Annotated in this window: 11 protein-coding genes; 3 read left to right on the top strand and 8 right to left on the bottom strand. The window is 53.8% G+C overall.

Features of this window, described 5'->3' with window-relative positions; all coding sequences use genetic code 11:
• Positions 1 to 211 precede the first annotated feature (211 nt).
• Both JXQ78_RS14220 and JXQ78_RS14215 read left to right on the top strand, forming a co-directional pair.
• Positions 212 to 2,764: an N-acetylmuramoyl-L-alanine amidase gene (locus JXQ78_RS14220; RefSeq protein ID WP_330633187.1), complete on the top strand. Its 2,553-nt coding sequence runs from the start codon at positions 212 to 214 to the stop codon at positions 2,762 to 2,764.
• Between the two features lie 305 nt (positions 2,765 to 3,069).
• Entirely contained in the window at positions 3,070 to 4,206 is a 1,137-nt protein-coding gene (locus tag JXQ78_RS14215; RefSeq protein WP_330633186.1) for a S8 family peptidase, read from the top strand.
• A gap of 168 nt (positions 4,207 to 4,374) precedes the next feature.
• On the opposite strand, the gene JXQ78_RS14210 is transcribed toward JXQ78_RS14215, so the two are convergent.
• Positions 4,375 to 5,031, bottom strand: a complete 657-nt coding sequence (locus JXQ78_RS14210) for a helix-turn-helix domain-containing protein (RefSeq protein ID WP_330633185.1) — start codon at positions 5,029 to 5,031, stop codon at positions 4,375 to 4,377.
• A gap of 82 nt (positions 5,032 to 5,113) precedes the next feature.
• Here JXQ78_RS14210 and JXQ78_RS14205 point away from each other — a divergent pair, with 82 nt between their 5' ends.
• Entirely contained in the window at positions 5,114 to 6,487 is a 1,374-nt protein-coding gene (locus tag JXQ78_RS14205; protein WP_330633184.1) for a cytochrome P450, read from the top strand.
• A 234-nt stretch (positions 6,488 to 6,721) separates the two neighbouring features.
• Here the strand turns inward: JXQ78_RS14205 and JXQ78_RS14200 are convergent, their stop codons facing one another.
• The 7 genes from JXQ78_RS14200 to JXQ78_RS14170 form a co-directional block, all read right to left on the bottom strand.
• A complete protein-coding gene (locus tag JXQ78_RS14200) occupies positions 6,722 to 7,576 on the bottom strand; it encodes a DUF3891 family protein (protein WP_330633183.1) in 855 nt (284 codons plus the stop codon).
• Positions 7,577 to 7,819: 243 nt separating this feature from the next.
• A complete protein-coding gene (locus JXQ78_RS14195) occupies positions 7,820 to 8,416 on the bottom strand; it encodes a DJ-1/PfpI family protein (RefSeq protein ID WP_330633182.1) in 597 nt (198 codons plus the stop codon).
• A 302-nt stretch (positions 8,417 to 8,718) separates the two neighbouring features.
• Positions 8,719 to 10,152 (bottom strand): PKD domain-containing protein, encoded by a 1,434-nt coding sequence (locus JXQ78_RS14190; RefSeq protein WP_330633181.1) that lies wholly within the window; start codon positions 10,150 to 10,152, stop codon positions 8,719 to 8,721.
• A 1,164-nt stretch (positions 10,153 to 11,316) separates the two neighbouring features.
• Positions 11,317 to 12,399, bottom strand: coding sequence for a Gfo/Idh/MocA family protein (locus JXQ78_RS14185; protein ID WP_330633180.1), 1,083 nt, complete (start codon positions 12,397 to 12,399; stop codon positions 11,317 to 11,319).
• Positions 12,400 to 12,472: 73 nt separating this feature from the next.
• Positions 12,473 to 13,321, bottom strand: a complete 849-nt coding sequence (locus tag JXQ78_RS14180) for a hypothetical protein (RefSeq protein WP_330633179.1) — start codon at positions 13,319 to 13,321, stop codon at positions 12,473 to 12,475.
• Positions 13,321 to 14,508 carry an ABC transporter ATP-binding protein gene (locus tag JXQ78_RS14175; RefSeq protein ID WP_330633178.1) on the bottom strand — a complete coding sequence of 396 codons (1,188 nt, stop codon included), beginning with the start codon at positions 14,506 to 14,508 and terminating at the stop codon, positions 13,321 to 13,323. The genes JXQ78_RS14180 and JXQ78_RS14175 overlap by 1 nt, the downstream gene beginning before the upstream one ends.
• 22 nt (positions 14,509 to 14,530) lie before the next feature.
• A complete protein-coding gene (locus JXQ78_RS14170) occupies positions 14,531 to 15,460 on the bottom strand; it encodes a carbohydrate ABC transporter permease (protein WP_407934066.1) in 930 nt (309 codons plus the stop codon).
• Position 15,461: the final 1 nt, after the last annotated feature.

The following is a 15,461-nucleotide window of genomic DNA, read 5'->3' as shown; positions in this document are numbered from 1 at the left end:
CTCCAACGTCCACGTCAATGGCTCCTGAGTGATCTCATTAACGGAGGCTCCTCCACATTGCTGTGCATACTAAAGCGGCGATGCAGCCGGACTCTGTGCCGACCGATAAGCCCGCGTCGATATATCAAACACTCCCATTTCATATTGATATGATCAAATATGTATTCTATTCCCAGAAGAAGTATATACCACTCAATTGTCTGTAGACGGTATGAAACGGAGACAGCTGCTTCAGACCGGACTCACGGTGACTGCAATGTCCACCATTTCAAGTGCGGTTACGAGCAAATCAAATCCTAAAATCCCGATTATCTCGACACGAGGTCACTTTACGCAGAAACAAACGTGGAACGGGAGACAGTATACCGGAGAAAAGGTCCTGCTAACAGATGGTCACACGGAGACCGACTACGACACACGTGGCTCTATTCCCGGTGTCAGTCGTGGCTGTGCCCCAGAACTCACCGTCGTCGTTCACGGCTGGGAGAAAGATGCAACCGGTGCCAAAGCAAAATCCAAGGCCAAGGACAAGATTGCCCACTACAATCAGAAGTTGCACTCGGCTGGATACAATGGCAAAGTAGTTGGGTTCAGTTGGGACTCCGATATCGGGGGAACGAATTTTACATCCTTCAACCCGGCACAAACGGCTGCTGAAAAGAACGGGCCAAAGTTGGCCCGATTCCTCTTGCAGTATCGACAGTCCTGTCCGAATGGCGTCCTCCGACTAATCAGCCATTCGCTCGGGGCGCGTGTTGTCACGTATGCACTTCGGACGCTTCGGGAAAGCCCGACTTGGCAGAGCAAAGGGTACAAAATCAACACCGTCAGTATGCTTGCTGCCGCAATCGACAACGAGACGCCAACTCCTGAGCATCCAACATCGCACAAAGCGTTCGTTCACGAAGTTGGACACACATTCAACTACCACAGCTGGGAGGACGACGCCCTGACGTGGTTCAATGTCGGTGAGTCCGACCAGGCACTCGGGGAGTCCGGCATTGAGAGCGGTAACACACCACCGTCAAACTACACAGAGCACGACGTAACGTCCCAGGCTGGAGACGACCACTCAGGATATATGGATGCGCTCTCAGAACGCATTGTCCAGGAGATGTATCAGGCGGCAGCTTTCCCCTCCAAAGACGAACCGAGCGACACCGAAGACGATGACAGCGATGAATCTGGTGGTCGGTTCAGCAATGGTGATCAAGTTGCATCGACCGCCGATCTGAACACCCGAACTAACCCTGGTACTGATTCGTCCGTCCGTGATACCGTAACACCCGGAACAGTCGGAGAGGTCACAGCCGGGCCAACGCAGGCAGATGGCTATACGTGGTGGAAAGTCCAGTGGAACAGTACTGTCCACGGCTGGTCGGCCGAGAAGTATCTCAAACCCAGCGATGACAACGATGAATCTGGTAGTCGGTTCAGCAATGGTGATCAAGTTGCATCGACCGCTGATCTGAACACCCGAACTAACCCCGGTACTGATTCGTCCGTCCGTGATACCGTAACACCCGGAACAGTCGGAGAGATCACAGCTGGACCCACTCAAGCAGACGGCTATACGTGGTGGAAAGTCCAGTGGAACAGTACTGTCCACGGCTGGTCGGCCGGGAAGTATCTCAAGTCCAGTGATGGCAGCGGTGGCGGCGGGGACAATGCGAGTAGTGATGCAGACGCGTGGGATCCCGCGCATTCGAGCAATTACACGAGTGCGTCTCGTGGTGCACAAAAGATCAACTGGATCGTGATCCACGTCACGGAGGGGAGCTACTCGGGATCGATTAGCTGGCTCAAGAATCCTAATTCGAACGTAAGCGCTCACTACGTGATTCGCAACGCCGATGGTCACACAACCCAGATGGTTCGCCACAAGGACGTCGCGTGGCACGCAGGTGGGCAAAACTACAATACTCACTCAATCGGAATCGAACACGAGGGTCACGTCGGGAAAACGACGTTCACCGATGCGATGTACCAGAAGTCTGCCGCAATCGTCCGTACCCTGTGTGAGCAGTATAATATCCCGAAACGCCGCCCATCGGGCGTTGCACCGTGTGATGCGACCGCCGGTGGCGGTATCATCGGCCATCACCAGGTCCCAGAAGCGGACTGTGGCCCGAACGACCACACTGACCCAGGTTCCACGTGGGACTGGGAAAAATTCATGGCACTCGTCAGAGGTGATGATAGTGGCAACAACGATGGCAGTGACGAGAGCACCGATGACAGTAGCGACGATTCCGGAAGTTCTGGCCAGCAGTTCAGTGATGGAGAGCAAGTGGCCACGACGGTCAATCTGAACACTCGAAACCGCCCCGGCACAAACTCACGCATACTGAAAACAATGTCTCCCGGAGCGACCGGTGAGATCACCGATGGCCCTATCCAGAAAGGTGGGTACACATGGTGGAAGATCCAATGGAACAACAGCGGCGTTCATGGGTGGTCGGCTGGGAAGTATCTCAAGTCAAGTGATGGCGGGGGTGGAACCGGCGGGGGCAGTAGCGACGACACCGGGAGTTCGGGCCAACAGTTCAGTGATGGAGATCGAGTGGCCCCATCGGTCAATCTGAACACTCGCCATCGCCCAGGCACAAACTCACGCGTACTGAAAACGATGACACCAGGAACGGCCGGTGAGATTATGAACGGTCCGGTGCACAAAGACGGCTACACATGGTGGGGAGTCCACTGGCTAGATGATAACATCTGGGGCTGGTCGGCCGGAAAATACCTCAACCAGCATCAGTAGGAATCAGTGCCAGCACGGCTCGAATGTGTGGCTATTTTCGCTCAGCAATCCCGATATCGTGCCCTGTTACGGGACCCTACCGCCGTCGCAGTCTCAAGGCTCGCTTCCGTCGTGTCGATTGTCACTGGGGTTGCACCAAAATCCGTGAACGATGATATGGGTTTGGCCAGCAGTCTCCGCATAGCCATCAATGGCTATCCCCATACCTATAACCAGATGATAATATCCAATCATGTCTATTTACCAATACTGTAATATATTATCCAATAAGTATAATATAATTCAATAATATGTTTGGATTGGGTATGCGAATGGCCAACAGAGAACTAACGAGGAGACAGCTACTCCAGACAATCGGGGGGACCACAGCACTTGTGACAGCAGGTGGGCTCGCCACTGCTCGTCCAACCGCCGAGGTAGAAGTAAACATCGGATTCAAAAACACTGCAGGGCGTGTCGCAGCTGAACGAGCTGCCACAGCGAAAGTTCGAGACTTTTCATTCGATGCCGTAACGCTCCGAGTCCCAAAGCAGGCACTCAATGGCTTACAGCAACGTCCTGATGTCCGCTATATCGAGCCGAACGGTCGGCTGCACGCGTTTTCCCAGTCGACCCCGTGGGGAATCGACCGCGTTGACGCAGACGTTGCTCACGATAGCGGCTACACTGGAAGCGGAGCAGACATCGCCATCATCGACAGCGGTATCGATAGTGACCATCCAGACCTCCAGTCGAATCTGGGTTCAGGCGTCGCTATGGTCGGCTGTAAGGGCAGATGTGCGTACGACTGGGACGACGACAATGGCCACGGGACCCACTGTGCTGGCACGGCTGACGCAGTCGATAACACCGAGGGTGTCGTTGGCGTGAGCACGGAGGCAACTCTGCACGCCGTCAAAGTGTTGGACAAACGTGGCAGTGGATCGTACTCAGATGTCGCAGCAGGCATCGAATACGTGGCCGACCAGGGCTGGGACGTTGGAAGCCTCAGTCTGGGTGGTAGCAAATCAGCAGTGGTCGAGGATGCCTGTGAGTACGCATACGGGAAGGGAGTACTACTCGTCGCTGCCGCTGGAAACAGCGGACCATGTACAGACTGTGTGGGATATCCAGCAGCGGAACCGGAGTGCATTGCGGTAAGCGCAACGAACGACACCGACGGCCTCGCTTCGTATTCATCGACAGGATCCGAAGTCGAACTGGCAGCGCCTGGCACAGACATTTATTCGACATACACCAACGGAGGATATGAAACGCTCAGTGGTACTTCAATGTCGTGCCCGCACGTCGCTGGTGCTGGTGGTCAGCTGATGGCACAGGGCTATTCGAATACGGAGGCTCGCCAACAGCTCACAGACACTGCAGAAGATATCGGATTGGCCAGTAACGAACAGGGTGCCGGGTTGCTCGACATCGCGGCTGCACTTGGACTGAGTTCCTGACCGAAAGTCACCACTTGTTGACATTTCCGAGCACATTTTTGCGATATGGCCATCATACGGGTGACACATCCGTTCATACTGTGGTGCACCAAAAGCGATCACTGCTCGGGAGGATCCATTACATCCAAGCTCACTGCGTTCGACATGGTCGGCAAGCGTGAATAGCAACTATCCGACCGTATGTTCGACCAGCCGTGCTTCGGCCTTTCTGAGATGGTTCGAGGCAGTACTTGGCGCACAGCCCAGGGCCTCGGCCACGTCTGCGACACTACCCTCGCGTGGCACCTCGTAGTACCCGACGTTGCTCGCCGCAGCCAGCGCCTCGCGCTGGCGTGCTGTGAGAGTCGTGGTAAATATCCCGGGACGAGCATCGTACTCGCCAACTTCACGGATTTCTGCCGAAATTCCTTTGGGGAGTTGATCGAGTACGGCTTCAAGCGACGCGGGTTCGCCGACGACATCGAACGTTAGCATGCCGTTCGAGCGGTAGTCCAACGGCGGAACCGCCATCAACGACGGCTGCTCGAATGCCGCACGGAAGCGACGGAACCGATCAGTGTCGCGCTCGCGAAGATAGGCATAGAAGGTCCCGTCATGCACGGGAGTGAGATCGTAGCTCTCGTTGGTATCGACAGCTTCGAGTGCTGTTTCGTACGACTCGCGGTCGCCAACCACGTAAAACAGAGCATACGTGATGTCTGTCTCAGCGGTGAGATTCCACGCCACAAGCAGTTCTCGGTCGATGGCGTCGCTCTCGCTCATGAAGCGGTGCATCGGATGCTGGGCTGCCGGCGCGTACCGAAGGTTCAGACGGAGGTACTTCATGATCGAGTATTGTCGCTTCGCTAATAAAGGCACTAGTAGATGCGACTGAACACCATTGACGCAGGGCATTCAATTCTCGACTATGGCGACGGAAACTCCCTCGACGACTGGCGATGGGAACATCGAGTCCACAGGATCCGGACGCGAGCCACCGGGACCGGACGGGCTTCCCGTGATTGGCAACACGTTCGCACTCATGCGCGACGTCTTTAGCTTCTACGAGCGACTAGCACAGGAGTACGATGGCGACGTGGCTCGCTACCGCGCCGCAGGTGACACCGCATACCTGCTTACGAACCCCGATTACGTTGCACAGGTGCTCGTGACCGACGCACCACGATTCGTCAAAGGCGAGATGCAACAACGCCAGATCGGCTCGGCGTTCGGTGAGGGGATGTTGCTCGCCGAGTATGACGACTGGCGTGACCAGCGGACCACCGCCCAACCAGCTTTCTACCGAGATCGTATCGAGGCGTACGCGCCGGTCGCGGTTTCTCACGCCGAGGCCATGATGACCGAATGGGACGACGCGGAAACCATCAAGGTCCACGATGCAATGACCGAGCTCACGCTCTCGGTGCTCGCCCAGGCGCTGTTCGGGATCGACGTTCGGGGACGCCAATCACCAGTTCGGGCGGCGGCCACCGCTGCGCGCAAGCGCTTCGACACCTCTCGGCTTGGCGCATACCTGCCCGAGTGGCTCCCGACGCGGGTGAACCGGCAGTACAAGCACTCGCTATCCTCGTTTCGAGCATTCATCGACGAACTCATCGCCGAGCGCAGAGCGGCCGACGAACTCGATGAGGATCTCCTCTCCTTACTCGTTGGGGCCACCGACGCAGGTGGGATGGACGACAACACTCTCCGGGACAACATGGCAACCTTCCTCTTTGCTGGCCACGAGACGACCGCGCTTGCGCTCACATACACGTGGTTCTTGCTCGGCCACCATCCTGATATTCAGGAGCGACTACATGCCGAACTCGACGCGGTGCTTGACGATAGCCCCCCGACAGCGGCCGACCTCCCCAAACTGGACTACACCGAGCAGGTCGTCACGGAAGCGATGCGCCTCTATCCGCCGGTTTGGACAACGTTCCGCGAGCCGACCGTGGACATCGAGATTGGCGGCTACACCATCCCAGAAGGAACGGTTGTGTCGCTTCCACAGTGGATCGTCCATCGCGACGAGCGATGGTACGACGATCCGCTCGAATTCCGGCCCGAACGCTGGGGAGGAGACGACGACCGCCCGGAGTACGCTTACTATCCCTTCGGCGGCGGTCCGCGCCACTGTATCGGGATGCGCTTTGCAAGGATGGAAGCCCGGCTCGTCGTAGCGACCCTTGCCCAGGAGTTCACGATCGAGTCTCTGACTGACGCGCCGCTCGATCTGACCGCGAGTGCGAACACGCTACCAGCTGAGCCGGTAGAGATAGGTCTATTCCGACGATAGCAGCCAGCACGGCGTAGTCCACGACGATCGTGCTGGCCCGTGCGATGGTGGTAGGACCGATGATTCCGCAGAAATTACCCATAATGCTATCAATTAAATTAAAAATTCTAATTTAAAACTTTTAGAAAAATTCTCTCGCTCCCTGAGCAAGCAAACACAAGGAGAACAAATTGATTGGCCCATCCTGGTGCTCTTCTTCAACGATGTAAAGAAATCGTTATCGTCATCCCGTGCTCAGCGATGAAATATGAATTCGACAGAATATCGCTCGGCCTGATAGTATGCCTTGATAAGATCAGCCTCTGAATCGAAACTAGTTGGAACAGTACGGGCGGCTACGAACACAGAAAGCGGTGCGGTATCGAATGGATACGGGTCAAGCCGGATCGTTGCTGGATCTGATTCCTCAAACTCGGAAAAAATACTATCATCCGTCGAATTGACCAGGGGTCCGACTGTCCTCGAATCAAGTGTTTGGTTAGTACACAAGTGCACTGATAGATCGTCCAAAAACTCGAGCAAGAGATAATGTTTCCACAGTTGGCTGCTATTGTTCATATCATCCGGAACACCATGCTCGTGGAGTGTCGCCAGGAGATCTCTGTCACGTTCGCCAATTTGCTCGGCATATCGCGAGGTTGCTTCGAGTTTGGACAGAAGTTTCCGTTGAAAGCGTTCCAGTTCTGCAACGAATGCCTCAAAGCCAGGATCCGCCGATGTGCTCGTTGTTTCCGTCCAGATCCCATAATTTTGTCGGCACAAACCAGCAGCATGCATCGCTGCCAGCAGACCGGCATACGGGTCGATCTCTGCCACGTCAGTAACACCCCGTTCATAAAATTCAGTCAAATCTTCCTGTGCTGGACCAGTTCCATCCAGTCTCTCGATGCTATCATTTATAATATGTGGACGGAGATCGTACCCGATCCATCCAAAATCGTGGTGTTCAGCTGCGATAATAAACGAATGACGGGATGTAGGTTGATCAAATGCTTCGTTTCCCCAGTGTCTCGCTAGCTGTCCGACGAGGATGGCATAGTCGGGCTGTGTAATAAATCGATACTGGTCGTGAGTTTTAGTGACAAACATCTATGTGTAACTCTTTAACTGGCCCGTGGTCGATTCGGCACAATCACAGACAACCGATGTGATTGGATCACTACTCAATTTCGGGTACATGAAAGTCATTTTCAATAGGCATCCATACCGGGTAAAATTTTACAGGAATACATTTTTAGACAGGCAAATCAAGACCTGAGTAGGTATGTACTTCGGCGCACGGTGACGCATGTCTACTACCTCAAGAAAATGGTCGATTTTCCGTATCAGTACTCAACTGTCCGTTGCAGTGTCAACTGACCCGTGCTCGATCTTTGTTCCGAGGAGATCGATGAACTGGGCGAGCCACTCCGAGTGATCAGGCCAGGCCTGTGCTGTCACGAGATTACGGTCGGTTGTAACTTCGTCGACCCAGGTACATCCAGCAGCTTCGACCTCAGGCTGAACAGCTGGGTAGGACGTCATCTCGTATCCCTCGAGAACACCCGCAGCTGCAAGGATCTGAGGCCCGTGACAGAGCGTTGCGACCGGCTTATCAGTGCTGAAGAAATGCTGGACGGCCTCAAGCACTGCATCATATCCGCGGAGATACTCCGGCGCACGACCACCAGGAACGACCAGAGCGTCGTAGTCCGTCGGATCTACATTGTCGAATCCGTGGGTTAATTCGAAGTCGTGCCCGCGCTCTTCGAGATACGTCTGATCGCCGCGAAAGTCGTGAATCGCGGTTTTGACGGTTTCACCGCCGTCCTTTTCGGGACAGACAGCATGAACATCGTGGCCGACAGCTTCGAGCGTCTGGAATGGCACCATAATTTCGTAGTCCTCACCGTAATCGCCGACGATCATCAGAATTCTCTTACTGGACATGCTCACTCACGAGTAGGGCGACCACCGACATTAGATGACATGGTTATTCTCGAGAGCTAGAAACGTCAAGCAAGCCAGACTCCGACGAGCGCTATCTCACAACTGGTAGCAAAAGAAACATCGCCCTTTCGGTGATATGCTTCAAGAACATCTGTTCGAATACACCCAATACGAATCCGTTGCGAGATGTTCGTTGCGTTATCGATGGCCGCTGTGACAGCCGAACAGTTCTCTATCGTGCGCCGTTCAAGCGATGGGACGACGCTGATTCTATGAGTTCCGGGAAGATCCACACTCGTGGGCTACTGAACCTGGTTGTAAATTTGTGAGAACGCGTACGGATCCTGTGAGATCCCACTACACGTAGCTGAGACGGAACCGTCCGGACAACCGCCATTGTCTCGGTCAAGCGACCAGAACGAAACGAGACCGATGCCCTTGTTCTGGACGAACGACGCAACTTCCTGTGCGTCCGACAATTCGTGGCTGCCACCCACGTTGTTGACACCAATCATCGGCGTGAGACCGACCATGTTCCAGATCTCTGTGGCAGATTTATTCGGGAAGATCGACGTCAGATCCGAGTGAGTACCGTTGGCCGAGTCCTTGACCGTACTCGCATTCGGTGGAACCCACCCATAGTTCATTGTCATTACATTAATGAATTCGAGATCGACGCCGTGGGTCTTTGCGTTCTCGACGATGTACTGTCCATGGTTGGTAAGACCGGTTGTCCGACAGCGCAAGGTGTAGGAAATCTTCACCGCTGGATTTTCTGCTTGGAGTTCGGCGAGCGCCTGATTGCGCCGGTCGACAGCAGCCTCATCGACGGATTCAATGTCGAAATCGAGATGTGTGACGCCGTAGGTGTCGATGACACTCTGGTACTCTGTTTTGATTGAGGCGATATCGGTCGTATCCTGTGCGATCATCGTTCCAACCGCACCACCAAAGGAGATGATAACAGTGCCGCCCTGGTCCTGGTACGCCTGAATTTCTGACCCCAGGCCGGCCTCCCCGACGCGCATGTCTGGGCTGCCGTCCCAGGCCGCATTGCCATTGCCGTCCGAGAGGACGAATGCTGTCGTCACGGCGTCGTTACCGGCTTGCTGATAATGATCGACGAGGGTGGTTTCTGACTTCGTCGTCATGTGATCGTAAGGCGCAAACACTGAATCGCTGGGGGTTCCACCACCGCCACCATCGGTTTGAACGGTGATGATAGTGGAACTCGACGCAGTGGCACCCGTGTCGTCGGTGACGGTCAACGTCACGGTGTACTCGCCGGGGGAATCGTAGCTATGAGTAACTGACTGGCCAGTGGCGTCGACGGCTCCGTTGTCCGTGAAATCCCACTCATAGCTGCTGATAGCACCATCGGCATCCGATGATCCCGAAGCGTCGAACGACACTTGCTGCTCTGGATTTGGCGAAGAAGGTGAGAGAGTGAACGATGCCGTTGGAGACTCGTTACCATCGCCACCGTCGTTACCATCACAGTCGCCGATCTGTTGCCAGACGCTGTCTTCGGTGTCGGGTTCGTTGGCCCGAGTCCACCACTCAGCCTCCCAGAGGGCGTCGTTGTAGACGACCCGATCGCCATCCGTATAGGAAACGTCAGACTGCCACTGGGAGATTTCGCTACAATCCGCTGCCGCCGCGAGACCGCTCGTGCCGAGGGGCAATACTGAAAGTGCCGATACCTTCCGTAATACATTGCGTCGTGTGAACTTCATGTGTTATGTGTCCGTCGTCGAGTGCTGTTGTGTGTCACAGGTTTGGGATCGATGGCTCTCGCCACCGGCGATAAGCCACAATTCGTGGCTATAACGATCTGACCACGATCGACGCCTACCCGACTCGCGTCGCGGTGATCGCCGTGTCGGAACCATTCCTGTCGTGTACTGTGCTCGCAAACCTCTTTGTGGCCGTATAATATGGTATATTCACACTATATAATAGTTTCTAAAGAAATGAAATATTTGTTGAGAGTTTTACCGATAGGAACCGTGCTAGACGTTCATCCACTCGTCCGATTAGTTCGATGCTAGTGCAAGCACCATAGAGAACTCCTTCGATACAGCCACCATCCATCAACCATGAACAAAAAACGAATATTTATATAAATAATCTGATAATTACAGCAATACGTATGTAACATCAGAGTACTATCACGGGAGAAGACCAACCATCGGTTCTTAATCACAGTCCGTTCACGAGAGCGAAATTCGAGTGGCCGAAAACAGTCATAGAAAGTCGAGAGCATTCAGTAGCTTCGCAGATTCCAGATCGTTGACTGTGGGTTCTGGCAGTGCCGTATCGTGGCAGATTTTGGGAGACATGGCAACCATGAAACAACAGCTCTAGTGGATACAGAATGAACGGATTCCTCCACAGCAAGGGTGGTGTCAGGTTTCCAATCCACGTGTTCGTTGTGCTTGAACCACCGCAGGCAAGTCAGTAAACGTCCGAGTGTTCAGCAATGGTTCAAAATACGGCGCGTTTGGATCCGTTACTGACATAGCCACCATATCATCAAAGAGAGAACAGATTGCGGCCATTTACATTATCATATGATCCTCCAGCGAGTGGAGGGACTAATAGCACAGGACAGTAGCGGATCCTTCCGACAGTTCGCCTTCATCACACCGAGTAGGCGTCGATTCCGGTAGCAGTATTCTGGGAGTTACAGCCGTACCTCAGACGACTGTATGTTGCATCGATATGGTCAAAGAACTCGATTCGAGCGTGATTATCCATCAGAACCACGAGACCGGGCACAACGAGACTGGAGCCACAGGCTGGCAACCACGGCTGTATCGACCAACGATGAGGCGAATCAGGACCACCTTTCGGTCAGCGTAGCAGTCCCGACCGATTCACACCAACATATTTTATAGTCAACTGTCGACAGTATTTAGTGCCTCTGTAAGTAGTCGTTGAACCGCGACCGGTTCGTTAGTCTGGCTACTCTGTCTGGCTGCCTCAATTAGTGCTATCGATTGAAGATTATCCTGAACATTCGTCGCCATTTTCGCTCCCCCATCGAGCCACTCGATAAATTGTTCGACAAGCCACGTGTTACCCCATTTATCCTGCGCATCGAGTGGAACCGTCTCACCAGCGCCCTTATCGCAACCGCTGACAGTCTCCATGTCCGGATTATAGGGATGACGTATGATCGTGCGATCATCAAGCACTACTGTTTCATTGCGACATTCTGCCCGGAGGTAATCGCTGCCCCAGCCGTTCAATGTGACTGCATTGGCCTTTGCACCCTCCCACGTCGCTCGCGTCCCGTCTTCGAAGCGCATCTGGACGAGAGCCTGCACGTCGCCCTCATATTCTGCCCACTCGGGTAACCAGGTATCAGCATAAATCGTGTCACAGAGGCTGTCGGCCATGTCTGCAATGAAGTCAAGCTGGTGAACGGCACCTTCGATCAGGAGGACATCAGCCATCTCGTGACGGAACGCGCCCCAGGTACCGTACGACCGGGCATTACACGTGAAGCGACCGACGAGGTAATCGATGGAACCGGGATCTCCAGAACGGAGGTACCGGCGGAACGTCGTCTTGTCCCGGTCAAACCGATGGCTCATCGTTACTCCCATCTTCACGCCTGCTCGTTCGACTTTCTTCGCGATCCGTACGGACGCTTCGAGGGTATCGGCAATCGGCTTCTCCGAGAGGATATGTACGTCGTGTTCGAGTGCCACGTCGACGATCTCTTCGTGAATCCAGGGAGGAACGACAACGGTACAGAGATCCGCCTCGTGCGCTTCGAACGCCGTTTCCACGTCCGTATAACACTGGTTTTCATCCAGCTGTAAGTGCTTCTGGGCGTTCTCGTGCTGTTCGGAATCGACATCGACCGCGGCAACGACCTCGATCGATCCATCCGCAACGTTCGGCGGCAGGTACGTAGAACACCAGCGCTCACCCTGTCCACCGGTTCCGATCTGAATGACTCGATATGTCACGGTATACTACTCACATACAACTTTCATTAGATTTGTAATAACTCTTATTGACCATTATCTGTTAATTTCACCATCATTCACCGCTAGAGACCCGCCTTTCATTCATTTGTGCTGTATCTGCGATGATTTCGTCGCATTCCGGACAGGCAAGAACGTGTTCTGATTCTGTATCGATGCGTTGTGGACTACCACAACACGAGTCTACCGACGTTTTTTCGATTGGTGTTTCGCACATTGGACAACGCTCTAGGAACGATCGGAGCGAAGGAACAGCGACGATTCGTCGCCTGTGATCCATGTCGGGAGCGTAGTTTCGAAGGGCACGTACTGCCGCCAGTTCAGCTGTTGCTATAACGACCGTTAGCCACGATTCTTTTTCGACTCGTTGGCCCTCAGCAGAGAGAACGATCCACGAACTCCCCTGGTGTTCGATGAATTCACTCTCCTTGACCCACGGAATGACGGCTTCCAGATTCGACGTCAGCGCATCATCTGAGAATCCACGAACGGTGCGGATCTCTCGTCGCCATTGTTCGCGGAACGCCCGAGCGAGACCGATTTGACCATCACACTCACGTACTATGCCATGTTTGATGCAGCTATCTACGAGCGCCGCCGGATCGATGTCGTTGGTAGTTGTAATCGGATCCGGGGTGGAGATCGGCCTCTCGGGGTGAAACACGTCGAGTGGAAGGCGTGCTGCAATGTAGGACCCGAAATACGGCGTTCCGGGGAAAAGATAGCCACGAAGCCAGACGACTGCTCCCCCCACGACCGCCAGAGGAACGGCGACAAGCGGTCCCAGTACGTACCCAATCGAAGCAGTGACGAATCCCAGTACGATGATGTTGAATATAGTGCATGGCCAGCACCGGTTTGGGCCCGTATACGCCTGAGATCGGAGCGTATCGAGGGTCACCATTATCTAGTTTCGGCAGTCGTATCCCCAGCAGGAGCAAGTCCATGGTGGATTGCGTTGCCCGACCTCGCATCAAAGAAGTGGAGATTTCGTCTATCGAATACGATATCCACTTCCTGTTCCTCTGTGATATCGCTATCAGGATCAACACTCATCAATAATTCATCCGACACATTTCGATTGACCGCTTCGTTGGCATCTGAAGGCTCTATCGTTACGTCGCTGTCGTCGTGTTCGGTCCTGAGATAGACAAGGATCTGTTCACCGATCGGTTCAAGAACGTCGACAGTCGCAGTGATCGGTCGGCTCATAGTGGGTTTCCCAGCCGCGTCAGCAAGGGTAACGTCTTCCGGGCGGATCCCAACTATCACCGCGTCGTTGTCGTCCATATTACGAATACTGGATGAGCTGATGTCGATAGAGAACGCCTCGGTAATGAACGCTTCATTACTGATCGTTCCGTTGATAAAGTTCATTGATGGACTGCCAATAAAGCCAGCAACGAAGACGTTGGATGGCTTGTTATAGCACTCAAGCGGCGGTGCAACCTGTTGCAGTTCACCATCATTGATCACGGCGATGCGGTCCGACATGGTCATCGCCTCCTCTTGATCGTGAGTGACATAAATCGTCGTGACAGCAAGGTCCCGCTGGATACGTTGTAGTTCAGTCCGCATGTGCATACGGAGTTTTGCATCGAGATTTGCGAGTGGTTCGTCCATCAAGAAGACATCAGGATTACGAACGATCGCACGTCCGATCCCAACGCGCTGGCGTTGTCCCCCCGAAAGCTCGCTTGGCATCCGCTCTAACATCCCATCGAGCTGAAGGATTTCGGCCACCCGATCGACTTGCCGATCCTTTTTTTCTTTGCCGACGTTACGCACATTGAGTCCATAGCTGATGTTATCATAGACGTCCATGTGCGGGAATAACGCGATATTCTGAAAGACCATCGCGATACCTCGGTCCTTCGGTGGAAGGTCGGTCACATCTTTTCCGTCGATTTCAATCGTGCCGTTGCTCGGCCTGGTGAGTCCTGCCACCATCTCAAGCGTGGTCGATTTCCCACATCCAGAGGGACCGACAAACGTCATGAACTCTCCATCCTCGACATCGAGGTCCATTCCGTCGACGGCCACGACGTCGCTGTATCGTTTCGTTACGTTCGTGAGTTGAACATTACCCATTTTTATACACCTTATTATTGATTTACTCTTTGAGAGCTCCGCTTGTTAATCCACTGACGATCTTGTTTTGTGCTATTGCTACTAATATAGCCATCGGAATTACACCAACGATACTCGCTGCCGCTATGAGATTATAGAATACGTGTCGGGTGCTCTGAAACCGAAACAGCCCGTGAACGATTGGGGCCCAGTGATTCGCCATTCCCTCAACCATCAGATACGAGAAAAAGAACTCGTTGTAGGTGATAATGAATGTCACCACGGCAATCGTTGCGACGCCGGGGGCCGAAAGTGGCATGATCACCTTGAATAATGCGCCGATTCGAGTCGATCCTTCGACTCTTGCCGCGTCCTCCAGGCCGTCCGGGATCTGTCGATAGAACGTTGCCAGGAAGTAAATCGCCAGTGGTAACGTCAGTGCACTGAGTGGGAGCGTAACGGCTCCTGCTGTGTTGAATAACTCTGGCGACGAAACCCCCAATAAAGACACGTTCCCGGTGAATAACTGGAAGAGTGGGATGAAAAACGTGACTGATGGGAAATACGAAATCACCAGCACTCCCAGAAGTATACCTGCCCGTCCTGGAAAGTCGAACCGACCAAACGCGTAGCCAGCAAGACTCCCAACTAATAACACGATGACCGTTGCCATCGTAGCGAGCAGGACACTATTCAGCATGTACAGGTGGAACGGTACCAGTTCGAACACTCGTATGAATGCTCCTGGATTGAACCCGTTCGGGAACAGACCGAGATTCGTTATCTGCTCGCTCGGTGTAAGGGCCAAGATCGTGAGCCAATAGATCGGAAAGAGGGCAACGAGCAGGAAGAACCCAGTCGCAACGTAAAACAGAATGCGATACACGGATTGTGGTCGCTGGATCATTCGCTGTGCTACATCCTCGACCCGATTGGTCTCAGTCCGTTGTTCCGGTGTGGTCTTTTGGCTCATG

It is taken from the genome of Halocatena halophila (assembly GCA_027563145.1).
In the GTDB taxonomy this organism is placed as follows: Archaea; Halobacteriota; Halobacteria; order Halobacteriales; family Haloarculaceae; genus Halocatena; species Halocatena halophila.
This window is presented reverse-complemented; position numbering and strand designations above follow the sequence as displayed.

What these genes read in the sequence shown, in the direction of transcription:
- JXQ78_RS14220 (WP_330633187.1), top strand. Translation starts at nt 212, where the DNA reads ATGAAACGGAGACAGCTGCTTCAGACCGGACTCACGGTGACTGCAATG.
- JXQ78_RS14215 (WP_330633186.1), top strand. Translation starts at nt 3,070, where the DNA reads ATGCGAATGGCCAACAGAGAACTAACGAGGAGACAGCTACTCCAGACA.
- JXQ78_RS14210 (WP_330633185.1), bottom strand. Translation starts at nt 5,031, where the DNA reads ATGAAGTACCTCCGTCTGAACCTTCGGTACGCGCCGGCAGCCCAGCAT.
- JXQ78_RS14205 (WP_330633184.1), top strand. Translation starts at nt 5,114, where the DNA reads ATGGCGACGGAAACTCCCTCGACGACTGGCGATGGGAACATCGAGTCC.
- JXQ78_RS14200 (WP_330633183.1), bottom strand. Translation starts at nt 7,576, where the DNA reads ATGTTTGTCACTAAAACTCACGACCAGTATCGATTTATTACACAGCCC.
- JXQ78_RS14195 (WP_330633182.1), bottom strand. Translation starts at nt 8,416, where the DNA reads ATGTCCAGTAAGAGAATTCTGATGATCGTCGGCGATTACGGTGAGGAC.
- JXQ78_RS14190 (WP_330633181.1), bottom strand. Translation starts at nt 10,152, where the DNA reads ATGAAGTTCACACGACGCAATGTATTACGGAAGGTATCGGCACTTTCA.
- JXQ78_RS14180 (WP_330633179.1), bottom strand. Translation starts at nt 13,321, where the DNA reads ATGGTGACCCTCGATACGCTCCGATCTCAGGCGTATACGGGCCCAAAC.
- JXQ78_RS14175 (WP_330633178.1), bottom strand. Translation starts at nt 14,508, where the DNA reads ATGGGTAATGTTCAACTCACGAACGTAACGAAACGATACAGCGACGTC.
- JXQ78_RS14170 (WP_407934066.1), bottom strand. Translation starts at nt 15,460, where the DNA reads ATGAGCCAAAAGACCACACCGGAACAACGGACTGAGACCAATCGGGTC.